The organism is Streptomyces sp. CRCS-T-1, from assembly GCF_024442335.1.
Classification (GTDB): Bacteria; Actinomycetota; Actinomycetes; order Streptomycetales; family Streptomycetaceae; genus Streptomyces; species Streptomyces koelreuteriae.
The window spans coordinates 1,929,602-1,955,144 of record NZ_CP101651.1 but is presented as its reverse complement, the minus strand read 5'-3'; the positions used below and the strand labels follow the sequence as shown (position 1 = coordinate 1,955,144).

At 71.8% G+C, this 25,543-nt stretch carries 21 protein-coding genes and 1 riboswitch; of the genes, 13 read left to right on the top strand and 8 right to left on the bottom strand.

All coding sequences use genetic code 11. The features are described 5' to 3' along the window. Positions 1 to 106: 106 nt before the first annotated feature. Positions 107 to 667, top strand: coding sequence for a DUF485 domain-containing protein (locus NNW99_RS08615; protein WP_215118114.1), 561 nt, complete (start codon positions 107 to 109; stop codon positions 665 to 667). After that, positions 664 to 2,256, top strand: a complete 1,593-nt coding sequence (locus NNW99_RS08610) for a cation acetate symporter (RefSeq protein ID WP_215118113.1) — start codon at positions 664 to 666, stop codon at positions 2,254 to 2,256. Before NNW99_RS08615 ends, NNW99_RS08610 begins: the two co-directional genes overlap by 4 nt. A gap of 31 nt (positions 2,257 to 2,287) precedes the next feature. On the opposite strand, the gene NNW99_RS08605 is transcribed toward NNW99_RS08610, so the two are convergent. The 4 genes from NNW99_RS08605 to NNW99_RS08590 all read right to left on the bottom strand — a co-directional run bounded on the left by NNW99_RS08605 (position 2,288) and on the right by NNW99_RS08590 (position 7,031). Next, on the bottom strand, positions 2,288 to 2,968 hold the full coding sequence (locus NNW99_RS08605) for a response regulator (protein ID WP_215118112.1): 681 nt from the start codon (positions 2,966 to 2,968) through the stop codon (positions 2,288 to 2,290). After that, positions 2,968 to 4,638, bottom strand: a complete 1,671-nt coding sequence (locus NNW99_RS08600) for a sensor histidine kinase (RefSeq protein ID WP_215118111.1) — start codon at positions 4,636 to 4,638, stop codon at positions 2,968 to 2,970. Before NNW99_RS08600 ends, NNW99_RS08605 begins: the two co-directional genes overlap by 1 nt. A gap of 138 nt (positions 4,639 to 4,776) precedes the next feature. Continuing rightward, positions 4,777 to 5,721 (bottom strand): sucrase ferredoxin, encoded by a 945-nt coding sequence (locus NNW99_RS08595; RefSeq protein ID WP_215118110.1) that lies wholly within the window; start codon positions 5,719 to 5,721, stop codon positions 4,777 to 4,779. 53 nt (positions 5,722 to 5,774) lie between these two features. Beyond that, a complete protein-coding gene (locus tag NNW99_RS08590; RefSeq protein ID WP_215118109.1) occupies positions 5,775 to 7,031 on the bottom strand; it encodes a citrate synthase in 1,257 nt (418 codons plus the stop codon). 110 nt (positions 7,032 to 7,141) lie between these two features. Here NNW99_RS08590 and NNW99_RS08585 point away from each other — a divergent pair, with 110 nt between their 5' ends. Both NNW99_RS08585 and NNW99_RS08580 read left to right on the top strand, forming a co-directional pair. Further along, entirely contained in the window at positions 7,142 to 8,323 is a 1,182-nt protein-coding gene (locus NNW99_RS08585; RefSeq protein WP_215118108.1) for a citrate synthase/methylcitrate synthase, read from the top strand. 261 nt (positions 8,324 to 8,584) lie between these two features. Continuing rightward, positions 8,585 to 8,824: a hypothetical protein gene (locus tag NNW99_RS08580; RefSeq protein WP_184589726.1), complete on the top strand. Its 240-nt coding sequence runs from the start codon at positions 8,585 to 8,587 to the stop codon at positions 8,822 to 8,824. Between the two features lie 95 nt (positions 8,825 to 8,919). Here NNW99_RS08580 and NNW99_RS08575 read toward each other — a convergent pair whose 3' ends face one another. Continuing rightward, the gene (locus NNW99_RS08575; RefSeq protein WP_215118107.1) at positions 8,920 to 9,480 is read right to left on the bottom strand and encodes a DUF6082 family protein; all 561 of its coding nucleotides are present in this window, start codon (positions 9,478 to 9,480) and stop codon (positions 8,920 to 8,922) included. 322 nt (positions 9,481 to 9,802) lie between these two features. Between NNW99_RS08575 and NNW99_RS08570 the strand changes: the two genes are divergently transcribed. Continuing rightward, a complete protein-coding gene (locus NNW99_RS08570; RefSeq protein ID WP_251057748.1) occupies positions 9,803 to 10,897 on the top strand; it encodes a GTP-binding protein in 1,095 nt (364 codons plus the stop codon). Positions 10,898 to 10,913: 16 nt separating this feature from the next. On the opposite strand, the gene NNW99_RS08565 is transcribed toward NNW99_RS08570, so the two are convergent. Beyond that, the gene (locus NNW99_RS08565; protein ID WP_215118106.1) at positions 10,914 to 13,370 is read right to left on the bottom strand and encodes a DNA topoisomerase (ATP-hydrolyzing) subunit A; all 2,457 of its coding nucleotides are present in this window, start codon (positions 13,368 to 13,370) and stop codon (positions 10,914 to 10,916) included. Positions 13,371 to 13,694: 324 nt separating this feature from the next. Here NNW99_RS08565 and NNW99_RS08560 point away from each other — a divergent pair, with 324 nt between their 5' ends. The 4 genes from NNW99_RS08560 to NNW99_RS08545 all read left to right on the top strand — a co-directional run bounded on the left by NNW99_RS08560 (position 13,695) and on the right by NNW99_RS08545 (position 18,524). Then, positions 13,695 to 15,065 (top strand): pitrilysin family protein, encoded by a 1,371-nt coding sequence (locus tag NNW99_RS08560; RefSeq protein ID WP_215124206.1) that lies wholly within the window; start codon positions 13,695 to 13,697, stop codon positions 15,063 to 15,065. Beyond that, complete coding sequence (locus NNW99_RS08555; RefSeq protein ID WP_215118105.1) at positions 15,062 to 16,450, top strand: pitrilysin family protein; 1,389 nt, start codon at positions 15,062 to 15,064, stop codon at positions 16,448 to 16,450. The genes NNW99_RS08560 and NNW99_RS08555 overlap by 4 nt, the downstream gene beginning before the upstream one ends. A gap of 203 nt (positions 16,451 to 16,653) precedes the next feature. Continuing rightward, positions 16,654 to 16,818, top strand: a riboswitch (cyclic di-AMP (ydaO/yuaA leader). A 12-nt stretch (positions 16,819 to 16,830) separates the two neighbouring features. Continuing rightward, entirely contained in the window at positions 16,831 to 17,616 is a 786-nt protein-coding gene (locus NNW99_RS08550) for a M23 family metallopeptidase (RefSeq protein ID WP_215118104.1), read from the top strand. Between the two features lie 212 nt (positions 17,617 to 17,828). Beyond that, positions 17,829 to 18,524, top strand: coding sequence for a GntR family transcriptional regulator (locus NNW99_RS08545; RefSeq protein WP_215118103.1), 696 nt, complete (start codon positions 17,829 to 17,831; stop codon positions 18,522 to 18,524). Between the two features lie 147 nt (positions 18,525 to 18,671). Here NNW99_RS08545 and NNW99_RS08540 read toward each other — a convergent pair whose 3' ends face one another. After that, positions 18,672 to 18,953, bottom strand: coding sequence for an HPr family phosphocarrier protein (locus NNW99_RS08540; protein ID WP_003993478.1), 282 nt, complete (start codon positions 18,951 to 18,953; stop codon positions 18,672 to 18,674). A gap of 178 nt (positions 18,954 to 19,131) precedes the next feature. On the opposite strand from NNW99_RS08540, the gene NNW99_RS08535 reads away from it, so the two are divergent. From NNW99_RS08535 to NNW99_RS08520, 4 genes are read left to right on the top strand one after another with little or no spacing between them, the layout of a single operon-like run. Further along, positions 19,132 to 21,954 (top strand): bifunctional GNAT family N-acetyltransferase/acetate--CoA ligase family protein, encoded by a 2,823-nt coding sequence (locus NNW99_RS08535; RefSeq protein ID WP_215118102.1) that lies wholly within the window; start codon positions 19,132 to 19,134, stop codon positions 21,952 to 21,954. A 51-nt stretch (positions 21,955 to 22,005) separates the two neighbouring features. After that, positions 22,006 to 22,593: a DUF5998 family protein gene (locus tag NNW99_RS08530; protein ID WP_184589709.1), complete on the top strand. Its 588-nt coding sequence runs from the start codon at positions 22,006 to 22,008 to the stop codon at positions 22,591 to 22,593. After that, positions 22,593 to 23,789: an alkaline phosphatase family protein gene (locus tag NNW99_RS08525; protein ID WP_215118101.1), complete on the top strand. Its 1,197-nt coding sequence runs from the start codon at positions 22,593 to 22,595 to the stop codon at positions 23,787 to 23,789. The genes NNW99_RS08530 and NNW99_RS08525 overlap by 1 nt, the downstream gene beginning before the upstream one ends. Positions 23,790 to 23,833: 44 nt before the next feature. Then, positions 23,834 to 24,484 carry a thymidine kinase gene (locus tag NNW99_RS08520; protein WP_215118100.1) on the top strand — a complete coding sequence of 217 codons (651 nt, stop codon included), beginning with the start codon at positions 23,834 to 23,836 and terminating at the stop codon, positions 24,482 to 24,484. A 16-nt stretch (positions 24,485 to 24,500) separates the two neighbouring features. On the opposite strand, the gene NNW99_RS08515 is transcribed toward NNW99_RS08520, so the two are convergent. Beyond that, the gene (locus NNW99_RS08515) at positions 24,501 to 25,298 is read right to left on the bottom strand and encodes a VOC family protein (RefSeq protein ID WP_215118099.1); all 798 of its coding nucleotides are present in this window, start codon (positions 25,296 to 25,298) and stop codon (positions 24,501 to 24,503) included. Between the last annotated feature and the right edge of the window lie 245 nt (positions 25,299 to 25,543).

The window sequence follows — 25,543 nt, the reverse complement described above, 5'->3', positions numbered from 1 at the left end:
CAAGAGGCAGGGTCTGGTGCGGCCACCAGCGGGTTGAGTCACCTGAAGGGGTGAAGCGGGAGGGGAAGAAGAGTCGGGGATCTTCCCGTTCTGTCCATCCTTGGGCATGCAGCCAAGCAAGGACCGTCCCCGTGACAGCGGGGCGGGGCAGGACAGCTGGGTCGAGACTCTCGACGCTCATGACCCGGACCCGGTCGAGCAGGCCGGGCACCTCAGGTACGACGACCCCTGGTACGACGCCCTCGCCTCCGGCTGGGGCGAATCGGCCGGTGCCGGGGAGCCCGCTCCGGCGGTGGTGCCGTCGGCGCGACGGGAGGGCGAGAGCGGGGCCGCGCCGGCCGAGGTGTACCTGGAGGTGCAGCGCAGCGCCGCCTTTCAGGAGGTGCGGCGGCGGTACCGCAGGTTCGTGGTGCCGGCCTTCGCGGCCTTCTTCGCCTGGTACGTGGGCTATGTCGTGGCCGCCACGACCGCGCCGGAGCTGATGGCCCGGCCCGTGGCGGGAGCGGTGAACGTGGCGATGGCCGTGGGACTCGGGCAGTTCCTGACCACCTTCCTGCTCACCTGGGCATACGCCCGGCACGCGCGGCTGCGCAGGGACCGGGCCGCGCTCGAACTGCGCTGGGATACACAGGAACTGACGCGCGGCGCGAACGGCGGTGTCTCGTGACCGGGGAGCACCAGACCCTGGCGCTGCTGCTGTTCAGCGCGTTCGTCGCCGTCACGCTGGCGATCACGACCTGGGTGAGCCGTAAACGGCGTGGCTCGGCGGAGGAGTTCTACGCGGGCGGGCGGCTCTTCTCACCCATGGAGAATGGTTTTGCCCTCGCCGGTGACTACATGTCGGCGGCCTCCTTCCTGGGCGTCACCGGGCTGATCGCGCTGTTCGGCTACGACGGGCTGCTCTATGTCGTCGGGTTCCTCGTGGCCTGGCTCGTGGTGCTGTTCCTCGTCGCCGAACTGGTCCGCAACTGCGGCCGGTTCACGCTCGCCGACGTCGTGGCGGCCCGGATGAGGGAGCGGCCGGTACGGATCGCGGCGGGAACCTCCTCGGTCACCGTGTCCGTTCTGTATCTGGTGGCGCAGATGGTCGGCGCCGGCAGCCTGGTGGCGCTGCTGCTGGGAGGTACGAGCGAGGCGGCGCGGTCCTGGACCGTCATCGGTGTCGGGGCGCTCATGGTGATCTATGTGTCGTTGGGAGGGATGCGGGCGACCACATGGATCCAGATCGTCAAGGCGGTTCTGCTGCTCGGCGGCACCGTCCTGCTGACCGTGCTCGTCCTGATGCGCTTCCACGGCGATCTGGACCGGCTGCTGCTCACGGCGGCCGAGCGCAGCGGTCACGGGGCGGAGTTCCTGGCGCCAGGCCTGAAGTACGGCGGGGACTGGACCGCTCGCTTCGACTTCATCAGCCTGGGACTGGCCCTCGTGCTGGGCACGGCCGGGCTGCCGCACATCCTGTCCCGCTTCTACACGGTGCCCACCGCGCGCGCCGCACGCCGCTCGGTCGTCTGGGCCGTCGGACTCATCGGCGGCTTCTACCTGATGACGATCGTGCTCGGCTTCGGCGCCGCCGCCATCGTGGGGCCGGACGCCGTCCGCGGGTCGAACGCGTCCGGGAACACGGCGGTTCCGCTGCTGGCGCTCGATCTGGGCGGCGGTGCCGGATCCACGGGCGGCACGGTGCTCTTCGCGATCGTCGCCGCGGTCGCGTTCGCCACCATCCTCGCCGTGGTCGCCGGGATCACGCTCGCGTCCTCGGCCTCGGTGGCCCACGACCTGTACGCGTCCCTGCGGCGCCGTGGCGGCAAGCCGCGCAGCGAGGTCGCGGTGGCCCGTGTCGCGGCCGTCGGAGTGGGCGTGGTGGCGATCGCGCTCGGTCTGCTGGCGCAGGACCTCAACGTGGCGTTCCTGGTCGGTCTCGCCTTCGCCGTCGCCGCGTCGGCGAACCTCCCGGTGCTGCTCTACTCCCTGTTCTGGCGCGGCTTCACGACACGCGGCGCCGTATGGGCCGTCTACGGCGGTCTCGTGCCGGCCGTCGTGCTCGTCGTGCTGTCACCCGTGGTCTCCGGCAGCCCGGACTCGCTGTTCCCGGGCATCGACCTCCAGTACTTCCCACTGCAGAACCCGGGCCTGGTCTCGATCCCGCTGGGCTTCCTCGCGGGCTGGCTGGGCACGGTCACCTCGGCGGACGTACCGGACGAGGCCAAGCACGCGGAGACCGAGGTGCGGTCGCTGACCGGGGCGGGAGCGGCGTAGGACAGCCGCCTTCCCGCGAGGCCGTTGTCGGCTAGGCGCGGGTCGCCCACACGTAACGGTGTTCCGGGCGGCCCGCGTCCCCGTACTTGAGGGTCAGCCTGGCCCGTCCCGTGCGCTCCAGGAGCTTCAGATAGCGCTGGGCGGTCTGACGGCTCACCCCGGTGCGATCGGCGATCTCCTGGGCGGACAGGGGCCCGTCCGCGTGCATCAGGGACTGACGGACCAACTCCGCCGTGGTGGGGGAGTGCCCCTTGGGCAGATCGGGCTCCGACGGGGTCGACAGCGCCCCGAAGATACGGTCCACCTCGGCCTGTTCGGCCTCCCCGCCGCCGTCGAGGGTGCGGCGCAGCTCCGCGTACGCCTCCAGCTTGGCGCGCAGGCCGGCGAAGGCGAACGGCTTGACCAGGTACTGCAGCGCGCCCTGCCGCATCGCCGCCTGCACGGTGGACACGTCCCGGGCGGCCGTCACCATGATCACGTCGGTCTGGTGGCCGCGCCGCCGCATCTCCTGGACGACCGCCAGCCCCGTCTCGTCGGGCAGGTAGTGGTCCAGGAGCACCAGGTCCAGCCGGGGCAGCGCCTCCAGCTGGAGCAGCGCCTCGGCCGCGCTGTGGGCCTCGCCGGCGACATGGAAGCCCGGCACCTTCTCGACGTAGGCGGCGTTGACCCGCGCGACTCTGGTGTCGTCGTCCACGACCAGGACCTCGATCATCAGGACTCCTTCTTGGCGGTCTGCGGAGCTGACGGCGCGGTCAGGGCCGGTTCGGGGCCCGGCTCGGTGAGGGCATCGGGCAGGACGACGGTGAACTCCGCGCCCCCGCCGTAGGCCTCGTCGACGGTCGCGCTGCCCCCCTGCCGTTCGGCGAGCCTGCGCACCAGGGAGAGGCCGATGCCCCGCTCGCGGTGGGCCGGCGGCTTCTTCGTGGACCATCCCGCGGTGAAGATCAACTCACGCTGCTCCGGCGGGATTCCCGGGCCCGTGTCACGCACCCGGAGGATCGCCGTACGCCCCTCGGCGCGCAGTTCGACCTCCACGCGCGCGTGCGGCTTGCCCGCCACGGCGTCGAGGGCGTTGTCCACCAGGTTGCCGACGACGGTCACGAGCCCCTGGGGGTCGATCAGCCGGTCGGGCAGCCGGGTCCGGTCCGAGACCCCCAGGGCGACGCCCCGCTCGGCGGCGACGGTCGCCTTGCCTACGAGCAGGGCGGCGAGCAGCGGGTCCTCGATCCGCTCGGTGACCTGCTCCGCGGTGGCCCGGTGGTCGCCGACCACTTCGCCGACGAACTCGACGGCGTCGTCGTACATCTCGAGTTCCAGCAGCCCCAGGAGCGTGTGCATACGGTTGGCGTGTTCGTGGTCCTGGGCGCGCAGGGCGTCGATCAGACCACGGGTGGAGTCGAGTTCGCGGCCCAGCTGCTCCAGCTCGGTGCGGTCGCGCAGGGTGGCCACCGCGCCGCCGTCGTCGGTGGGCATGCGGTTGGCGACCAGCACCCGCTGACCGCGCACGGTGAGCAGGTCCGTGCCGGTCACGCGCCCGGCCAGCACATCGGCCGTGCGGCCCGCGCCCAGCGCCTCGTCGGGGGAGCTGCCCACCGCCGCGTCGTCGATGCTCAGCAGGCGCTGCGCCTCGTCGTTGAGGAGACGGATGCGGCCGGTGCGGTCCAGGGCGACGACGCCCTCCCTGATGCCGTGCAGCATCGCCTCGCGCTCCGACAGGAGCGCCGCGATGTCGGAGAAGGCCAGGTCCCGGGTCTGCCGGTGGACCCGCCGGGAGATGAGCCACGCGGCCAGCGCACCGACGGCCAAGGCGCCGCCGGCGTACGCGAACAGCCCCGGGATCGCGTGGATCAGCCGGGCCCGGACGCTGTCGTAGGCGATGCCGACCGAGACGGCACCGACGACGGAGCCGTCGCTGTCGCGCAGCGGCACCTTGCCCCGGGCGGAGCGGCCCAGGGTGCCGCTGTCGATCTCCATGACCTCCTTGCCGGCCAGGGCCTGGCCGGGGTCGGTCGAGACGATGCCGCCGATCTGCTTCTTGTCGGTGTGCGACCAGCGCACCCCGCGCCAGTCCATCACCACGATGTACTCGGCCTGGGTGGCCTTGCGGATCCGCTCCGCCTCCCGCTGCACCGGACCGTTCGGAGAGGGCGGGGTGTCCCTCAGGTCCTGAGCGAGATCCGGCTGCTGGGCCGTCGTCTGCGCGATCGCGAGCGCGCGGCGCATCGCCTGGTCGTCCAGCTGGTTGCTCAGCGGCGCGAGGAACAGCCCGGTCGCGAGGACCGCGACTCCCGCGGCGATCGCCACCTGCATCAGCAGCACCTGCGAGAACACCCGCCGCGGGAGGCCGAGGCGCAGGCGGCGTGCGGGGGGAGTGGGGCTCATACCCAAGACGGTACGTGCGGCCGGCTACCTGCCGTAACGGGTGTGGCGTGGATCTCTTGATCAATGCTTGCGAAGACGACGCCGGGCGAAGGCGGCATCAATGGTTGACGGGGGCGGAGGCGCCATGGCGCCGACCGGTCAGCTCGCCAGTGCCGTCGTCATCCTCAGCTCGCGCACCGCCACGACGTCCATCCGCGCGGGCGAACCGAGGACGGACGCCCCGCAGCTCTCCGGGCGGGGCGGCAGGGCCGCACCCTGGGCCACCTCGACCTGCCAGCGGCGCCCGTCGGTGTGGGCGACGGTCACCTCCCAGCGCGGGGCCGCGCCCGACGTCCGTACGACGCTCAGCGCCTCCGCGGCGTACTCGCCGGTCCGGGTACGCACGGCGAGCTCGGCCGCCTGACCGGGCCGTTCCCAGGCCGAGCGGCCCCGGCAGCCCTCCACGACGATCCGCCCCTCCCCGGCGCCGTGCAGGACCTCCTTGAGGGTGTGGGCCTCGGCCCGGCCGTACGCGTATCCGTACGGCAGCACGAGCACGGTCGGGGAGAAGCGGTGACCACCCAGATGAGTGACCTCCCAGACGCCCTCGACGCCCGACGTGGCGAGTTCGGCCGCGAGGGGCCGGCCCAGGAGGGCGCAGCAGCGGTCCCGCTTGCCGTTGGTGCAGACGAGGGCGAGCGGATCACCGTCGTGGGGCCGGCCGCCGAGCACCGCCTCGAACGTGTGGTGCTCGCCCCGGCCGAGCGCGGCGAAGTCGAGATCGAGCAGCCGCTCGGGCTCCGAGGTCGTAGCTTCGTGCAGCCACACGTTTCCCGGCACGGTGTGGGCCGCGTACACCCGGCGCGAGGCGGGCATACGGCGGTCCGCGTGGCGCCCGGGGCGGCGGATCAGCACGATCCGTACCCCTGTGTCCTTCGCGGCCGCCTCCAGGGCACGGCCCAATGCGGGGTCCAGGTGGCTCGAGGTGAGCGCCTTGGCACCCCACGGACCGGGCTGTTCCAGCAACAGCCAGGTCCTCGCGGTGGCGGCGGTTGCCGAAACGGGCTCGTCGAAGTCCCGGGAGACGCTCGTGCACGTACTCACACAGGTGAGCCTAACCTGAGTTGGCGCGCGGCGACGGCCGGGCCCGCCCTGCCCTACTCCGGCAGTGGCTGCGGCGGCTTCGGACCCGCGTAGAGACCGCTCGGGCGCATCCGCAGGGGGCGTTCGCCGTACTCCTCCAGGGCGTGAGCGATCCAGCCCGCTGTCCGCGCGACGGCGAAGATCGTCTCGCCGGCCGTCGAGGGCATGCCGCAGGACGCGGTCAGCACGGCGAGCGCCAGGTCGACGTTGGCGTGCAGCGGGGCGTGACGGGCGGTGGTCTCGACGATGTCGCGGGCCGCGAGCAGGGCGGGCTCCGCGCGCGGGATCTGTTCCAGGTAGGTGAACAGGGCACGCGCGCGTGGGTCCTCGCCGGGGTAGAGCCGGTGGCCGAGTCCCGGGATACGGCGGCCGGCGCGCAGTTCGTCCGCGATCACGGGCGCCGCGTCGCCCTGGTCGAGCACATCGAGGAGCAGCCGGTGGGCGAGTCCGCTGGCCGCGCCGTGCAGCGGGCCCTCGATCACGCCCAGCCCCGCGGAGACCGCCGCGTAGGCGTGGGCACGGGCCGACGCGGCGACGCGCACGGCGAGTGTCGAGGCGGCCAGATCATGGTCGACGAGGAGGGCGAGAGCGGCGTCCAGGGCGCGCAGGGACGCCTCGTCGGCGTCCTGCCCGGTCAGCCGGGTCCACAGGCGGTGGGCCAGGGGGCCTTCGTCGCGACGGTCGTGCCGCACGTGCGGCAGCGCGGCGACGAGCGTGGGAATGAGCGTGCGCGCCGTGCCGAGCACGGCTTCCTCGGACAGGTCGAACCGCAGCGGGTCGGCGGTCGCGGCGGCGATCGTCGCGACGCGCAGCAGATCGGTGGGCGCGGCGTGTTCGGGCAGCGCGTCGACGGCACGGCGGGCCACGGCGACGGAGGCGGGAGGCGCGGTGAATGTGCCTCCCCGGTGCATCCGGCCGGTCCACAGCCACTCGGCGACCTCCTCGTAGGTGTGCCGTGCGGCCAGGTCCACCGCGTCGACACCGCGGAAGGAGTAGCGGTCGCTCTCGATGAGCGTGATGCGCGTCCGCACGGACAGCTCGCCGCCGGATCCGGAACTTCCCGCGCCCTCCCGCCTGTTGCGCCGGGCGAGCGCCTCGACCTCCCCGGCGTCGAAGGTGCTGCCCCGGCCGCCGGTCACCCGCCGGCTGCTGAGCTGACCGCGGCTGACGTACGCGTACACGGTCTCCGGCTTCACACCGAGCAGCTCGGCGGCCTCCTTGGTGCTCAACCGCCGGTCCGCGTCGCGGGGGGCGGGCTCTTGATCGCGCATGGGGGTCACCGTATCCGCCTAGCGGCCTATTGATTGATGTATTGATTGAATCAATATTGACACGTCTTGAGTCAATCATGGACAGTCGAATCAAGTCCAGGGAGGAAGACATGTCAGTCAACAGGTCCGCACCCGCTCTTCTCGACGTGCCGCGGGGGCTCGCCGGGGTCGTCGTCACCGACACCCGGATCGGGGACGTCCGTGGTCTCGAGGGCTTCTACCACTACCGGCAGTACTCGGCCGTCGACCTCGCGCGGACCCGCGGCTTCGAGGACGTCTGGCACCTGCTCGTGCACGGCGAACTGCCGGACGCCGGGAGCGGTGCGGCCTTCGCGGCCGAGACCGCCGCGCTGCGCCGGCTCCCCGACGAGGTGCGAGCCGCCCTGCCGGCCATAGCGGCGGCCGGCGGGCGCTCAGGCCCGCTCGCCGGGATGCGTACGGCGCTGTCGCTGCTGGGGGCGGCAAAGGGGTTCCGTCCTGTGTACGACGTCGACGCCGGGCAGCGCCTGCGGAACACGCTCGAGGCGGCCGCCGCCGTACCCACGCTGCTCACCGCGCTGCACCGGCTGGGGCAGGGGCTCGAGCCCGTGGAGCCGCGCGAGGACCTGTCGTACGCGGCGAACTACCTCTACATGCTGACCGGGTCGGTGCCGACCGAGCAGCACGCACGCGCGATCGAGCAATACCTGATCTCAACCATTGATCACGGATTCAATGCGTCAACCTTCACGGCCCGGGTCATCGCGTCGACCGGCGCGGATGTGGCGGCGTGCCTCGCCGGCGCGGTGGCGGCGCTGTCCGGGCCGCTGCACGGAGGTGCGCCCAGCCGCGCGCTGGACACCCTGGATGCGATCGGCACCCCGGACCGGATCGACTCCTGGGTGCGTCAGAGGGTGCTCGCCGGGGATCGCATCATGGGCTTCGGCCATGCGATCTACCGCACGGAGGACCCGCGGTCCCGGATGCTGCGCGAGGTCGCCCAGGCGTTCGGCGGGCCGCGCGTGGACTTCGCCGTGGAGGTCGAGCGCCACGTCGAGGCGATCCTGGCGGAGCTGAAACCCGGCCGGGAGCTCCACACCAACGTCGAGTACTACGCGGGCGTGGTCATGGAACTGTGCGGTCTGCCCCGGGAGATGTTCACCCCGACCTTCGCCGCGGCGCGAGCGGTGGGCTGGAGCGCCAACATCCTGGAACAGGCGGAGGACACGAAGATCATCAGGCCGGTGGCGCGGTATGTGGGGCCGCCGGCGCCCGAGTCGGTGCCGATCGTGTCGTCGGCGCCGACTGCATAAACAGTCACAACTGTCCTAAACGGGCCGATGATCGATTCTTCACTGCCTTCCGTCACTCTTGCGGATGTTCTCCAGGAACGTGAGTGGCCCCACCCTCGCGGGTGATAAAACAGGGCCGCAAAGATGCCTTGCTTCCTTGGGGCGCGGGGGCGGACCGCGTGCGTGTCGCGCGGCGGCCAAGGCTCGGGCCTGCGAGGATGCCACCGCTCGCGCGGCCGCGGGCGCAGGCGCTTGTGCCTTGAGAACAGAGGGAATTCAACAGTGAGTCAGATCATCCGCCGCCTTGGTGTCGCTCCCCGCTATCGAGGCAGTGCCGGTGGCGGGACATGTCCCGACATCTTTGAATTGGCCGACGGCAACTTCGCGGTCATCGGCACGGATGTCACTGACTCCCTCGACACCCAACTGCCCGACGACGCCGGACGCGCCGACTACGAACGCATCGTCGTCATCACCCGAGAGACCCTGGTCAAGGCGAAGAAGGACATCCCCGACGCCTGACGATCCCGTGGTCGTGAAGGAGCCGGTCCGTATCGGCGTGGTGCCGTGCGGGTCGGCTCCTGCCGTCTCGGGCCATATCGGGCCATCACGTCCCGTCAGGGGTCGGTGGGCGGCTCGCCGACCACCCACCACTCATCGGTGTCCGCTTCATCGAGTTGCAGCAGCAGGTCGTCGACGAGTCGGCCGAGTTCCGCCTCCTCGGTGCCCGTGAGGCTCGCGCGCTGCTGCTGGGTCGCGTACCAGTACTCCCTGACGATCGGGTTCTGGAAAATGCCCCGGACGTGCTTGAAGAACTCGTCTCTTCCCATGTTGCCGATGCGGTAGTAGCAGAGCAGGTTGGTGTACAGCGCGTTGGCGAAGAGGTACTGCCGGCGCCGCTCAGGGGTGACGGGCCTCTCGAAGATGTCCAGGACCTCGGCGAGTTCGGGATCGTCGATCGCCTTGCTCAGCAGCTCCCAGTGCTGCCGCTGCTGCCTGGCCAGGTTGGAGCGCTGCTGCTGTGTGCGGGCGTGCCGTTCCAGCTCGCCCAGGCGTTCGTGCAGCGTGTCCATCGCCTGCTTCTGTGCCGCCATGGCGACGAGAGCGCCGGCCGCCATGCCGAGTCCGGCCGCGGCGGCGGAGCGCAGTCCCTGTATCCCAATTTTCCGTGTGGCCATGTCAACCCCCGAGTCAGGCGGCCGTCCGCCGGTCGTCGGGGTGCGGGTCGACTGGAGGGGACCGGCGAGCAGTGGGCGGCGCTTGCCGTCTCCCCAGAGTGCCGAGCGGCTCTGATCGGCGGGGAGGCGGAGAGGCGGCGCACGGAGGGAAGCGAGGGTCGCACGATCCGGCGCCTTGCCGAACGTCTGCCCCGCAAGTGCTGCTAACAATCGTTCACTTCGGCGCGATTCCTGCGGCTCGTATCCTGGTTCGGCATTCATTCTTCGTCCCAGTGCCGAGAACGCGAGCCGGTGCACGCGTCGGCGTGAGAGAGGTCGCACGGTGAGCCAGCCGAGCCCGAGCCCGAGTCCGCGGCAGAGCCCGAGCCCGAGCGCGGGTCCGCGGCAGATCCCGGTCGTGGTCCTGGCCGGATTCCTCGGATCCGGAAAGACCACACTGCTCAATCACCTCCTGCACCGCAGCGGAGGCAGCCGGATCGGCGCGGTCGTCAATGACTTCGGGGCCATCGAGATCGACGCGATGGCCGTCGCGGGCGCGCTCGGCGATTCGACCGTCTCGCTCGGCAACGGATGCCTGTGCTGTGCCGTCGACGCCGGTGAACTGGATCTCTATCTCGAGCGGCTCACGGAGCCGTCCCTCGGCATCGACGTCATCGTCATCGAGGCCAGCGGTCTCGCCGAGCCGCAGGAACTCGTGCGGATGGTGCTCGCGAGCGAGGATCCGCGCATCGTGTACGGCGGGCTCGTCGAGGTCGTCGACGCCGCCGAGTTCGACGACACCCGGGCCAGGCACCCCGAGATCGACCGGCATCTCGCGCTGGCCGACCTCGTCGTGGTCAACAAGGCCGACCGGGCGACCGACGGCGAGCGCGTCCTCGGGCTGGTCCGGTCCCTGGTCGACCGCGCGGCCGTCGTCCCGGCCACCTACGGCCGGATCGATCCCGAGTTCCTCTTCGACTGCCGGCCGAGCGAGGAACGCGTCGGGCAGCTGTCCTTCGACGACCTGCACGAGACCGGCGCGGAGGGCCACGCCGGGCATCTGCACAGCGCGTACGACAGTCTGTCGTTCGTCTCCCGGGAGCCCCTCGACCCGCGCCGGCTGATGGAGTTCCTCGACAGCCGGCCCGAGGGGCTGTACCGGATCAAGGGCTACGTCGACTTCGGGCCCCACGACGTCCACAACCGCTACGCCGTCCACGCCGTCGGACGGTTCCTGCGCTTCTACCCGGAGCCCTGGCCGGCCGGCGACGAACGCCTCTCCCAGCTGGTCCTCATCGGCTCCGGGATCGACACCGCCGCCCTCGACAAACAGCTCGACGCGTGCCGGAGCGAGGCCCCACACGCCGATGAGCGCGGCATGTGGGGCGTCCTGCGGTACGTACCGGGCACCGAGGAGGATCTCGGGGAGCCCGTCTAGAACGGCTGGGGCCCGCCTACACCGGCCCCGCCACCACCCATACGGTCTTCGCCAGGGAAACCCCCGAGCCGTCCCGCCGCGGGTCGATCTCCGGAAGGTCGACCGGAGTGCCGTTCTTCTGTGCCGCGAGGGCAGGGACCGGGCCCGCCCAGGCCACGGACAGACAGTCCTCGCCCTTCAGGAACCGCTGGCAGCGGACGCCGCCCGTGGCCCGGCCCTTGCGCGGGTACTGGTCGAACGGGGTCAGCTTGGCCGTCGTCTGGACCGAGTCGTCCAGGGTGCCGCGCGAGCCCGCGACGGTGAAGACGACGGCGTCCGCCGCCGGATCCACCGCGGTGAAGGAGATGACCTTCGCGCCCTCCGTGAGCTTGATGCCCGCCATGCCGCCCGCCGCGCGGCCCTGGGCACGGACCTGTGCGGCCGGATAGCGCAGCAACTGCGCGTCGTCGGAGATGAAGATCAGATCCTCGTCGCCGGTGCGCAGCTCCACCGCGCCGACGATCCGGTCGCCCTCCTTGAGGGTGATGACCTCGAGCTCTTCCTTGTGGGACGGATAGTCCGGCACCACGCGCTTGACCACGCCCTGTGCCGTGCCGATCGCCAGGCCCTGCGACGACTCGTCGAGGGTCGTCAGACAGACCACCGTCTCGTCGTCCTCCAGGGAGACGAACTCCGCCAGCGGGGCGCCCCCCGCGAGGTTCGGCGTCGACAGCGACTCCGGGAGCTGGGGCAGGTCGATCACGTTCAGCCGCAGCAGCCGGCCCGTCGAGGTGACCGCGCCCACCTCGCCACGGGCGGTGGCCGGCACCGCCGAGACGATCACGTCGTGCTTCACGCGCTCCGCGCCGGCGTCCTCCGTGAACGGCTCGCCGTTCGCCGTACGGGCCAGCAGACCCGTCGAGGACAGCAGCACCCGGCACGGGTCGTCGGCCACCTGGAGCGGCACGGTCGCGACCGGTGTGCCACCCGCCTCCAGCAGGTCCGTACGCCGGTCGGTGCCGAACTTCTTGGCGACGGTGGCCAGTTCGGAGGAGACCAGCTTGCGCAGCTCGGCGTCCGAGTCGAGGATCCGGGTCAGTTCCTCGATCTCCGCGTTGAGCCGGTCCTTCTCCGCCTCCAGCTCGATGCGGTCGAACTTGGTCAGACGGCGCAGCGGCGTGTCGAGGATGTACTGCGTCTGCACCTCGCTCAGCGAGAACTGCTCCATCAGGCGCTGCTTCGCCTGCGCGGAGTTCTCGCTGGAGCGGATGAGGCGGATGACCTCGTCGATGTCGAGCAGGGCCGTGAGCAGGCCCTCGACCAGGTGCAGCCGGTCGCGCTTCTTGCCGCGGCGGAACTCCGAACGCCGCCGTACGACGGTGAAGCGGTGGTCGAGGTAGACCTCCAGGAGCTCCTTGAGGCCCAGCGTGAGCGGCTGGCCGTCGACCAGGGCCACGTTGTTGATGCCGAAGGACTCCTCCATCGGCGTCAGCTTGTAGAGCTGCTCCAGGACCGCCTCCGGCACGAAGCCGTTCTTGATCTCGATGACCAGGCGCAGGCCGTGCTCCCGGTCGGTGAGGTCCTTGACGTCGGCGATGCCCTGGAGCTTCTTCGAGCCGACCAGGTCCTTGATCTTGGCGATCACCTTCTCCGGGCCGACCGTGAAGGGCAGCTGGGTGACGACCAGTCCCTTGCGGCGGGCCGTCACGGTCTCCACGGCGACGGTCGCCCGCATCTTGAAGGTGCCGCGGCCCGTCTCGTACGCGTCCCGGATGCCGGGGAGGCCCACGATACGGCCGCCGGTGGGCAGGTCGGGGCCCGGGACGTGCTTCATCAGCGCGTCCAGATCGGCGTTCGGGTACCTGATCAGGTGGCGGGCGGCCGCGATGACCTCGCGCAGGTTGTGCGGCGGCATGTTCGTGGCCATACCGACGGCGATGCCCGAGGCGCCGTTGACCAGGAGGTTCGGGAAGGCGGCGGGCAGGGCCACCGGTTCCTGCTCCTGGCCGTCGTAGTTGGGGTTGAAGTCGACGGTGTCCTCGTCGATGGAGTCCGTCATCAGGCTCGTGGCCTCGGCCATCCGGCACTCGGTGTACCGCATGGCGGCCGGCGGGTCGTCGTTGCCCAGCGAGCCGAAGTTGCCGTGGCCGTCGACCAGGGGGACGCGCATCGAGAAGGGCTGGGCCATGCGCACGAGGGCGTCGTAGATCGACGCGTCGCCGTGCGGGTGCAGCTTGCCCATCACCTCGCCGACGACGCGGGCGCACTTGACGTACCCGCGCTCGGGGCGCAGGCCCATCTCGCTCATCTGGTAGACGATGCGGCGGTGCACCGGCTTGAGGCCGTCGCGTGCGTCCGGCAGGGCGCGGGAGTAGATGACCGAGTACGCGTACTCGAGGAAGGAGCCCTGCATCTCGTCGACGACGTCGATGTCGAGGATCCTCTCCTCGTACGAGTCGTCGGGCGGCGGGGTCTTCGTGCTGCGGCGGGCCATCGCTGCCGGCTCCTCCTGTTTGCTGGTCGCTCGCCTGCGGGGCGTTCCTGTCGGTGACGAGACGCCCCTTCGGCTCGCTCTTGCCTCTGCGATCCGGATCTGACGCCGACCATTGTGGACCGCCGCACTGACAACCGGGACAAGGACCCGGTCTCTGACGTCCGCCGCGCCGTCCGGGCCCGGCACAGCGGGTCACTCGATCTCGCTCTGCGCGTACGCGCAGCGGGAACTTCACCAGCGCTCCGCACGCTTGCATACAGTGGCAGGACCGGCAGGAATCCGCGGTCGGACGACCGCACCGCGATCGAAGGGACGTACATGCCCATGGGTCACACGGCCACAGCCCAGGCAGGCTCCGGGGGCCTGACAGCGACCGAGCACCGCCTGGCCAACGGCCTGCGCGTGGTGCTCTCCGAGGACCACTTGACCCCGGTCGCGGCGGTGTGCCTCTGGTACGACGTCGGCTCGCGCCACGAAGTCAAGGGGCGTACCGGCCTGGCTCACCTTTTCGAGCATCTGATGTTCCAGGGTTCCGCCCAGGTGAAGGGCAACGGCCACTTCGAGTTCGTCCAGGGCGCGGGCGGCTCGCTGAACGGCACCACCAGCTTCGAGCGCACCAACTATTTCGAGACCATGCCCGCCCACCAGCTGGAGCTCGCGCTCTGGCTGGAGGCCGACCGGATGGGCTCCCTGCTGACCGCCCTCGACGACGAGTCGATGGAGAACCAGCGCGACGTCGTCAAGAACGAGCGCCGCCAGCGCTACGACAACGTCCCCTACGGCACCGCTTTCGAGAAGCTGACCGCCCTCGCCTACCCGGAGGGCCACCCCTACCACCACACCCCGATCGGCTCGATGGCCGACCTGGACGCGGCGACCCTGGAGGACGCGCGCGCGTTCTTCCGGACCTACTACGCGCCGAACAACGCCGTGCTCTCCGTGGTCGGCGACATCGACCCGGAGCAGACCCTGGCCTGGGTCGAGAAGTACTTCGGCTCCATTCCCGGCCACGACGGCAAGCACCCGCCCCGGGACGGCTCGCTGCCGGAGACCATCGGCGAGCAGCTGCGCGAGGTCGTCGAGGAGGAGGTCCCGGCGCGCGCCCTGATGGCCGCCTACCGGCTGCCGCACGACGGCACACGCGCGTGCGACGCGGCCGACCTGGCCCTCACCGTCCTCGGCGGCGGCGAGTCCTCCCGGCTCTACAACCGCCTGGTACGACGGGACCGTACGGCCGTGGCGGCCGGCTTCGGTCTGCTGCGGCTCGCCGGGGCGCCGTCCCTGGGCTGGCTGGACGTGAAGACGTCCGGTGACGTGGAGGTGCCGGTCATCGAGACCGCCATCGACGAGGAGCTCGCCCGGTTCGCCGAGGAGGGCCCCACGGCCGAGGAGATGGAGCGCGCCCAGGCCCAGTTGGAGCGCGAGTGGCTGGACCGGCTCGGCACGGTCTCCGGCCGGGCGGACGAACTGTGCCGGTACGCCGTGCTGTTCGGCGACCCGCAGCTCGCCCTGACCGCCGTACAGCGCGTGCTGGAGGTCACTGCGGAGGAGGTCCAGGAGGTCGCCAAGGCCCGCCTGCGGCCCGACAACCGCGCGGTGCTCGTCTACGAGCCCGTAGCCGACGAGACCGGCGAGGACGCCGACGACGACACCGCAGCCGCGGCCACGAACGAGAACGAGGAGGCGGCCAAGTGACCGAGCTCGCCACAATGGACTTCCACCCGCAGCCGCAGGCGGGCGACGCCAAGCCGTGGGCCTTCCCGGCCCCCGAGCGCGGCACGCTCGACAACGGCCTCACGGTGCTGCGCTGCCACCGCCCCGGCCAGCAGGTCGTCGCCGTGGAGGTGCTGCTGGACGCGCCCCTGGACGCCGAGCCGGCCGGCCTCGACGGTGTGGCCACGATCATGGCGCGGGCCTTCTCCGAGGGCACCGACAAGCACTCCGCCGAGGAGTTCGCCGCCGAGCTGGAGCGCGCGGGGGCCACCCTCGACGCGCACGCCGACCACCCGGGCGTCCGGCTCAGCCTGGAGGTGCCGGCCTCCCGGCTCGCCAAGGGGCTCAACCTGATCGCCGACGCCCTCAGGGCGCCCGCGTTCGCGGACAGCGAGGTCGAGCGGCTGGTCACCAACCGTCTCGACGAGATCCCGCACGAGCTGGCCAACCCCGCCCGCCGTGCCGCCAAGGAGCTCTCCAAGGAGCTGTTCCCGGCGGGCTCGCGCATGTCGCGGCCCCGGCAGGGCACCGAGGAGACGGTCGCCACGATCGACTCCGCGGCCGTACGCGGCTACTACGAGAAGCACGTCCGCCCGGCGACGGCCACCGCCGTGGTCGTCGGCGACCTCACCGGCATCGACCTCGACGTGCTGCTCGGCGACACGCTGGGCGCCTGGACCGGCTCCTCGGCCGAGCCGCGGCCGGTGCCGCCGGTGACCGCCGACGACACGGGCCGGGTCGTCATCGTGGACCGCCCCGGCGCCGTCCAGACGCAGCTGCTGATCGGCCGGATCGGCTCGGACCGGCACGACCGCGTCTGGCCCGCCCAGGTGCTCGGCACGTACTGCCTCGGCGGCACCCTCACCTCCCGCCTGGACCGCGTCCTGCGCGAGGAGAAGGGCTACACCTACGGCGTGCGGGCGTTCGCCCAGGTCCTCAGGTCCGCCCCGGACGGGACCGGTGCCGCGATGCTCGCCATCAGCGGCTCCGTGGACACCCCCAACACCGGCCCCGCCCTCGAGGACCTCTGGACGGTGCTGCGCACCCTCGCCGCCGAGGGGCTGACCGACGCCGAGCGGGACGTCGCCGTGCAGAACCTGGTCGGCGTGGCGCCGCTCAAGTACGAGACGGCGGCGGCCGTCGCGAGCACGCTGGCGGACCAGGTCGAGCAGCACCTGCCCGACGACTACCAGGCCGCGCTGTACCGGCAGCTCGCCGCGACCGGCACCGTGGAGGCCACCGCGGCGGCCGTCAGCGCCTTCCCGGGGGACCGTCTGGTGACCGTCCTCGTCGGCGACGCGGCGCAGATCAAGGGCCCGGTGGAGGCCCTCGGCATCGGCGAAGTCACCGTCGTCACCGCCGAGTAGCGGGAAGCGAGCGGCACGCGCGCGTAGGGGCCCTGGTTGTCTTCTAAGGCACCAGGGCTCCCTTATGCCCGAATTGATGTGGGAGTTGCCTGTCTGCCCTGTGGGATGCGCTACAAAAGCCTGGATCCGTTTGGGAATTGAAAGTGGCGCCGCTTAGCGTCGTCCGGGCTGTTCGTCAGGCAGTGCGCCGCACCCGCGGCACCGGACAGTCATCGCCGAGTCCCCGTACGGCGCGAGCCAGGGGAGCCGGGGACCCACCGTAGTCCCTGGGGTGAATCGGACGCCCGCGCGAGTCGCGAGGGGGTCCGTAGGAGACCTTCCTGCTCCGAACCCGTCAGCTAACCCGGTAGGCGAGAGGGAAGGAAAGGACCAGCCACCACATGGCGTTCACGCGCGCCACCGGGAAGCACCGTCGTCCCAGCCGGATCCAGCGCCGCACGGCCCGCGCCGCGGGTGTCGCGGCCCTCGCCACCACCGGTGTCGTCGGCGCCGTGGCCGCCCCGGCCTTCGCCGCGGAGCCCGCCGCCGAGCAGACGGGCCTCACCCCGGTCGTCACCATGGGCGACACCGTGGCCCAGAAGATCGACGCCCAGGCCGTCGCCCAGAAGCAGGCGGCCGAAGAGGCCATCGCCAAGAAGAAGGCCGAGGAGGCCGCCCGCGAGCGCGCCGCCGAGGCGGCCAAGGAGGCCAAGGAGCGGGCCGAGAAGGTCCGCGAGGCCAAGGAGCGCGCCGCCCGCGAGGCCGAGCGTAAGCGTCTCAACACCTTCGTCTCCCCGATCTCCGGCTCGTACGTCTCCACCGGCTACAAGTCCGGCGGCGCCGTCTGGTCCTCCGGCAGCCACACCGGTGTCGACTTCCACGCCTCCAGCGGCACGGCCGTCCACTCGGTCGGCATGGGCGAGGTCGTCGAGGCCGGCTGGGGCGGTTCCTACGGCAACCAGGTCGTGATCAAGATGAACGACGGGACGTACACCCAGTACGGCCACCTGTCGTCCAGCAGCGTCTCGGTGGGCCAGAAGGTCACCCCCGGCCAGCAGATCGGCCTGTCCGGCGCGACCGGCAACGTCACCGGCCCGCATCTGCACTTCGAGGCCCGCACCGGCCCCGAGTACGGCTCCGACATCGACCCCGTCGCCTACCTCCGCTCGCACGGTGTGAACGTCTGAACATCCGACGGCGACTGTTCTTCCCGAAAGCCCCGGCTCCCTGAGCCGGGGCTTTCGGCGTTCGCCGCGACCGGCGTTCGTCACGGCTGCCGACTGTCCAAAAAATATCCCTGATTTCCTGCCTGCCGTCGGAAATTCCGGCTCATTGCAATAGAGTCACGGAACACGCGTCACCAGTCGACGTTTCACGGGGATTAATGGGGAGGTCGGTCATGCGTATTCCCGCGCACTCGGTGTGCACGGCCATCCGGGACGACATCGTCGCGGGTGTCTACGAGCGTGGCGGCCGGCTCACCGAGGAACTCCTCGCGCGCCGCTACGGCGTCTCGCGCGTCCCCGTCCGGGAGGCCCTGCGCACCCTGGAGGCCGAGGGCTTCGTGGTCACCCGGCGGCACGCGGGCGCGTGTGTCGCCGAACCCACCGAGCAGGAGGCCGCCGACCTGCTGGAGATGCGCATGCTGCTGGAGCCGCTGGGCGCCGCCCGCGCCGCCCAGCGTCGCACCGAGGCCCATCTGAAGGTGCTGCGCGGCCTGGTCAGGCTCGGCCAGGAGCGCGCCCGCCGGGGCAACAGCGACGACCTGCGCTCGCTGGGCGGCTGGTTCCACGAGACGCTGGCCCAGGCCTCCGGCAGCCCCGCGCTGACCTCGATGCTCACCCAGCTCCGGCACAAGATCGCCTGGATGTACGCCGTGGAGGCACCGGCCGGACCCGTGGAGTGCTGGGCCGAGCACGGCGCGATCGTGGACGCGGTGGCGCGCGGGGACGGCGAGCGCGCGCGGGCGGTCACGGCGCTGCACACCGAGCGCGCGACGGCCGCGCACCGGTTGCGTTTCGGTTCGGCGGGGGAGCGCGCCGAGCGTGTGAGGAACTCGCAACATGCCGTAAACACGGCAAGCCTGCGGCATTAACACAGGAGCCGTATACAAAGAGTGGGTAATTCGCGGGGGATTATTTCTGCTGCCCGCCGACGGGAAATGCACCGGAAAGGCGAAGAGCTCGCCCGAGGAATTCGGACGAGCTCTTCAGTGTGCGCCGGTTCGGGCGCGGGGAAATACTCAGACGGTCTCGGGCAGTTCCTCCAGGCCCTCGGAGACCAGCTTGGCCAGCCGGTCCAGGGCGGCGTCCGCGCCCTCGGCGTCGGAGGCGAGGACGATCTCCTCGCCGCCCTGGGCGCCCAGGCCGAGGACGGCCAGCATGGAGGCCGCGTTGACGGGGTTGCCGTCGGCCTTGGCGATCGTCACCGGGACGCCTGCGGCCGTGGCGGCTCGGACGAAGATGGAAGCGGGGCGGGCGTGGAGGCCCTCGGCCCAGCCGACGTTGACGCGGCGCTCAGCCATGTGTTGCTGCCCTTCGGTGTTCAGGGTTGTCTAGACCAGTTTCCCATAACGTGAAGCTGTGCCGGAGCGGCCCTGCTGACCGCCCCGGGGTGCCGTCGGATCGCGGCCTCGACCCGACTGACGCCCTCCACAGACTGCCTCGCGTCCGCTGTCGGACGCTAGCCGTACTCTGGGGCCCATGCAGACCTCGCCGGACCGGCACGAGTATCCCGCCCACTGGGAAGCCGACGTGGTGCTGCGCGACGGCGGTACCGCGCGCATCCGGCCCATCACCGTTGATGACGCCGATCGTCTGGTCAGCTTCTACGAGCAGGTCTCCGACGAGTCGAAGTACTACCGCTTCTTCGCGCCGTACCCTCGCCTGTCCGCCAAGGACGTCCACCGCTTCACGCACCACGACTTTGTGGACCGGGTGGGACTCGCGGCCACGGTCGGCGGCGAGTTCATCGCCACCGTACGCTACGACCGGATCGGCGCCGACGGAACTCCCGCGTCGGCACCGGCCGACGAGGCCGAGGTCGCCTTCCTCGTCCAGGACGCCCACCAGGGCCGCGGCGTCGCCTCCGCCCTGCTGGAGCACATCGGCGCCGTCGCCCGCGAGCGCGGCATCCGCCGCTTCGCCGCCGAGGTGCTGCCCGCCAACAACAAGATGATCAAGGTGTTCACGGACGCCGGCTACACCCAGAAGCGCAGCTTCGAGGACGGCGTGGTCCGTCTGGAGTTCGACCTCGAACCCACCGACCGCTCCCTCGCCGTGCAGTACGCGCGCGAGCACCGCGCCGAGGCCCGGTCCGTGCAGCGGCTGCTCGCGCCCGGCTCGGTCGCCGTCATCGGCGCCGGGCGCACACCGGGCGGCGTGGGCCGCAGTGTCCTGGGCAACATCCGCGACGCCGGGTTCACCGGCCGTCTGTACGCCGTGAACAAGGCCCTCCCCGAGGACCAGAAGGAACTCGACGGGGTGCCCGCCCACCGCTCGGTGCGCGACATCGACGGCCCGGTCGACGTCGCGGTCGTCGCCGTACCGGCCGAGCACGTCCCCGAGGTCGTCAACGAGTGCGGCGAGCACGGTGTGCAGGGGCTCGTCGTGGTCTCCGCCGGGTACGCCGAGAGCGGCCTCGACGGGCGCGAGAACCAGCGCGCACTCGTGCGGCACGCGCGCACGTACGGCATGCGGATCATCGGCCCGAACGCCTTCGGCGTCATCAACACCTCCCCGCGGGTACGGCTCAACGCCTCCCTCGCCCCCGAGACGCCCCGCCCGGGCCGGATCGGCCTGTTCGCCCAGTCCGGCGCCATCGGCATCGCCCTGCTGTCCCGGCTGCACCGCCGCGGCGGCGGCGTCACGGGCGTGACCGGCGTCTCCACCTTCGTCTCCTCCGGCAACCGGGCCGACGTCTCCGGCAACGACGTACTCCAGTACTGGTACGAGGACCCCGACACCGACGTCGTCCTCATGTACCTGGAGTCCATCGGCAACCCCCGTAAGTTCACCCGCCTCGCCCGCCGGACGGCCGCGGCGAAGCCGCTGGTCGTGGTCCAGGGCGCGCGGCACGGAGCCGCACCCCAGGGGCATGCCGTCCGGGCGACCCGGTTGCCGCACGAGACCGTCTCGGCCCTGCTGCGGCAGGCCGGCGTCATCCGCGTCGACACCATCACCGACCTGGTGGACGCGGGCCTGCTCCTCGCCCGCCAGCCCCTGCCGGCCGGACCCCGGGTGGCGATCCTCGGCAACTCCGAGTCGCTCGGCCTGCTCACCTACGACGCCTGCCTCGCCGAGGGCCTGAGGCCCCACCCCCCGCAGGACCTGACCACGGCGGCCTCCGCGGCGGACTTCCACGCGGCCCTCTCGCGCGCACTGGCCGACGACCGGTGCGACGCGGTCGTCGTGACGGCCATACCGGCGGTGGGCGAGGTCTCGGTCGCGGACGCGGCCCTCGCCGAGGCTCTGAGGTCGGCATCGGCCGCCGCCCCGGCCAAGCCCGTCCTGGTCGTGCACGTGGAGCTGGGCGGTCTGGCCGAGGCCCTGTCGGCGGCGGCGAGCACCGCACCCCAAGCGGAGTCGGGCATCCCGCCGCAAACCGCCCCGCGCCCGTCGCCCACCGAAGAGCGACCCCCCGCGGTCGAGGCCCCCGAAGGCGCCCACCTCATCCCCGCCTACCCCGCCGCCGAACGCGCCGTCCGCGCCCTCGCCCAGGCCGTCACCTACGCGCAGTGGCGGCGCGACGCCGCCGACCCCGGCAGGGTGCCCGAGTACGACGACATCGACCCGCGGGGCGCCGCCACGCTGATCGACGGGCTGCTCGCGCGCGGGCAGGGACTCACACTCGGCGCGGAAGAGACCTGCGACCTGCTCGGCCACTACGGCATCCACGTCCACCGCGCCCTGCCCGCCCCGACCCCCGACGCCGCCGTCGAGGCCGCCCGCACCCTCGGCTACCCCGTGGCCCTCAAGGCCACCGCCCCGCACCTGCGCCACCGCGCCGACCTGGGCGGAGTCCGCCTCGACCTCGCGGACGAGGACCAACTGCGACGCTCGTACACCGAGTTGACCGAGCTGTTCGGCGCACCGGACGAGCTGCGCCCCGTGGTGCAGCGGATGGCGCCGCGCGGCGTGGACGTCGTCGTCCGGGCCGTCATCGACCCCGCGGCCGGAGCCGTGCTCTCCTTCGGGCTCGCCGGCGCCGCCTCACAGCTCCTCGGGGACACGGCCCACCGGCTGATCCCGGTCACCGACCGGGAGGCGGGCTCCCTGGTGCGGTCGATCCGCACCGCACCCCTGCTGTTCGGCTGGCGCGGCTCCGCACCGGCCGACACCCGCGCCCTGGAGGAACTGCTGCTGCGCGTGTCCCGGCTGGTGGACGACCACCCCGAGGTCGTCGCGGTCACCCTGGAGCCGGTCGTCGTCGCCTCGCACGGCCTGAGCGTCCTCGGCGCCTCCGTCCGCCTGGCGACCCCGCCCGCCCGCGACGACCTCGGCCCGCGGACCCTCCCCGCGTACTGACAGGGGGCGAGCTGTGCCTCGCAGTCAGTGGGCCCCCGTAGGATGGGCGTCATGGCCAAGACCAGTACGACGACCCAGGGGCTGCGGGCGGCGATCGAGCGCAGCGGCTACTACCCGGCCCTCGTGGCCGAGGCGGTGGAGGCCGCCGTGGGCGGCGAGCCCATGCGGTCGTACCTGGTCCACCAGGAAACGACGTTCGACCAGAACGAGGTGCGGCGGCACGTGACGGTGCTCGTCCTCACCGACAACCGCTTCATCGTCAGCCACACCGACGAGCAGGCCGCCGACAGCACCTCCCCGACGCCGTACGCCACGACGTCGACGGAGTCCGTGAAGATCGGCCGCATCTCGTCGATCGTGGTCAGCCGGGTCGTCGCCAACCCCGAGTCGTACAAGCCGGGCACCCTGCCCCGCGAGGTCGTCCTCACCATCGGCTGGGGCGCCGTCTCCCGCATCGACCTGGAGCCGGCCGCCTGCGGCGATCCCAACTGCGAGGCGGACCACGGCTACACCGGCAACTCGACGGCGGACGACCTCAGCCTGCGCGTCAGCGAGGCCGGGGACGGACCGGAGACCGTGCGCCAGGCACTCGCCTTCGCGCAGGCCCTCTCCGAGGCGACCGCGGACACCACCCGCTGATGGCACAGCCCGACACGGTCTGGGACCACCACCCCGAACCGCTCGCCGTCTCCTCCGCGCCGGTCCCCGAGTACGGCAGCGGCTCCCTCGCCGACCTGCTGCCCACCCTGGCCGCCGGCCTCGACGTGCCGGGGATGAACGCCGCGATCTCCGAGCTGACCCCCGCCGACCGGAACTGCGTGTTCCTGATCGACGGCCTCGGCTGGGAGCAGCTCAGGGCGCACCCCGAGGACGCCCCGTTCATGACGTCCCTGCTCGCCACCTCGCGCGGCGGCACCGGGCGCCCGCTCACCGCCGGCTACCCGGCGACCACCGCGACCTCCCTCGCCTCCGTCGGCACCGGCCTGCCGCCCGGCGCGCACGGCCTGCCCGGCTACACCGTGCGCAACCCGGACACCGGCGAGCTGATGAACCAGCTCCGCTGGCAGCCGTGGGCCCCGCCCGGCCCCTGGCAGCCCTACCCGACGGTCTTCCAGTTGGCGCACGAGGCGGGTGTGCACGCCGCGCAGGTGTCGTCCCCGACCTTCGAGAACACCCCGCTGACCAAGGTCGCGCTCAGCGGCGGACGGTTCCTCGGGCGGCTGCCCGGCGAGGACCGCGTCGACCTGGCGGCCGAGCAACTGGCCGCCGGTGACCGCTCCCTGGTCTACACGTACTTCGCCGAGGTCGACGGCGCCGGCCACCGCTTCGGCGTCGACTCCGACGCCTGGCGCGGCCAGCTCATGTACGCCGACCGCCTGGTCCAGCGCCTCGCCGAGCAACTGCCGCCCCGCAGCGCCCTCTACGTCACCGCCGACCACGGCATGATCGACGTGCCCTTCGACGAGCAGCACCGCATCGACTTCGACGAGGACTGGGAGCTGAGCGCCGGAGTCGCCCTGCTCGGCGGCGAGGGCCGCGCCCGGCATGTCTACGCGGTACCCGGTGCCGCCAACGACGTCCTGACCTGCTGGCGCGAGGTGCTCGGCGAGCAGTTCTGGGTCGCCTCACGCGACGAGGCCATCGCGGCGGGCTGGTTCGGCCCGCGGATCGACGAGCGCGTGTACGGCCGCATCGGCGACGTGGTCGCCGCCGCCCGGGACGATGTCCTGATCATCGCCTCCGAGCGGGAGCCGAACGAGTCGGCGATGGTCGGCAACCACGGTTCGATGACCCCTGCCGAGCAGCTGGTCCCCCTGCTCGAAGTACGCTCCTGACGTCCCGCCACATCCCCGCTTCACCGAAAGGTGCTCACCTTCCCATGCCCGAGCTGGTGTTCTTCTCCGGAACGATGGACTGCGGGAAGTCGACCCTGGCTCTCCAGATCGAGCACAACCGCTCGGCGCGCGGCCTCGCGGGCATGATCTTCTCGCGCGACGACCGCGCCGGCGAGGGCAAGCTGTCCTCGCGCCTCGGCCTCGTCACGGACGCGGTGGAGGTCGGGGACGGGCAGGACCTCTATGCCTACCTCGTCGACCACCTCTCGCAGGGCGGCCGCGCGGACTATGTGATCGCCGACGAGGCGCAGTTCCTCGCGCCGGAGCAGATCGACCAACTCGCGCGCGTGGTCGACGACCTGAGCCTCGACGTCTACGCCTTCGGTATTACGACGGACTTCCGCTCCAAGCTGTTCCCCGGCTCCCAGCGGCTGGTGGAACTGGCCGACCGGGTCGAGGTGCTCCAGGTCGAGGCCCTGTGCTGGTGCGGCGCCCGCGCCACGCACAACGCCCGCACCATAGGCGGGGCCATGGTCGTCGAGGGCGCCCAGGTGGTCGTCGGCGACGTCACCCACTCCGCCGACGAGGTCGGCTACGAGGTCCTGTGCCGCCGCCACCACCGCCGCCGGATGACCGCCGCGACGGCCCACGCGGCGGCCCTGTCCCCGGACGTGCTGCCGATGTCCTCGGCCTGACCGCCCCGGCGGTACGTCAGCGCTGCAGCACGGCGAACCGCGCCCCCTCCGGATCCGCCACCGTCGCCACCCGGCCGTGTGCGGTGTCATGGGCCGGCTTGAGGACGTGCCCGCCCAGATGGACGAGATGGTCCAGCGTGTCGTCGACGTCGGCGACCTGGAAGTACGTCACCCAGTGCGGCCCCCGGTCGCGGGGCAGGGCCTGCCCCAGGCCGTGGATGCCGGCGACGGGCTCGCCGTCCCGGAGCAGGGTCACGTAGTCGAAGTCGGCGGAGACCACCGGCTCCTCCTCGTAGCCGAACACCGTCTGGTAGAACTTGGCGACGCTCGCCGACTCGAAGGTCAGCAGCTCGTTCCAGACGGGCGTCCCGGGGACGCCCGAGACCGCCGTGCCGAGGTGCGCGGCGGCCTGCCAGACGCCGAAGACCGCGCCAGCGGGGTCGGAGCCGATCGCGAGGCGGCCGGCGTCGGAGGCATCCAGCGGGCCGACCCCGATCGTGCCGCCGCGGCTGCGCACCATGCCGGCCGTCAAGTCCGCGTTCCGGGAGGCGAAGTAGGGGGTCCACGCGATGGGCAGCTGACGGTCGGGCGGAAGCCGGCCGAGGCCCGCGACCTCACGCCCGTCCAGCAGCGCCCGCACATACGGGCCGAGTTGCTGGGGGCCCGGCCGGAACTCCCAGCCGAACAGAGCCCCGTAGAACTCCTCGGTCGCGGCCAGCCCGTGCACCATCAGGCTCACCCAGCAGGGTGTGCCGGGTGTGTGCCGAGCGGGCGCTTCGCCGGTCGGGCCGGTGGACTCCCGTGCGTCGGTCATCGTCACTCTCTTCTCGGCCTCGCGGTGGCCGTGCTCTCCGCAGCCCTCGTGGGGCCCGCCCTGTGGGGCGAGCCGTGTCCGGGAGAATGCCCGATGTGAGGGGCGCTTTCCCCGGCGGCGCGCTTGTCAGCACGTGTCGTTCAGCTGTACAGCATGTGCTCGTCCCCGTACGCCACGTGATCGTCCCGGTCCGGCCGAGCAGAGTAGCCGGACACGGACGGCTCGGCCACCCCCGTGCGCGAGGA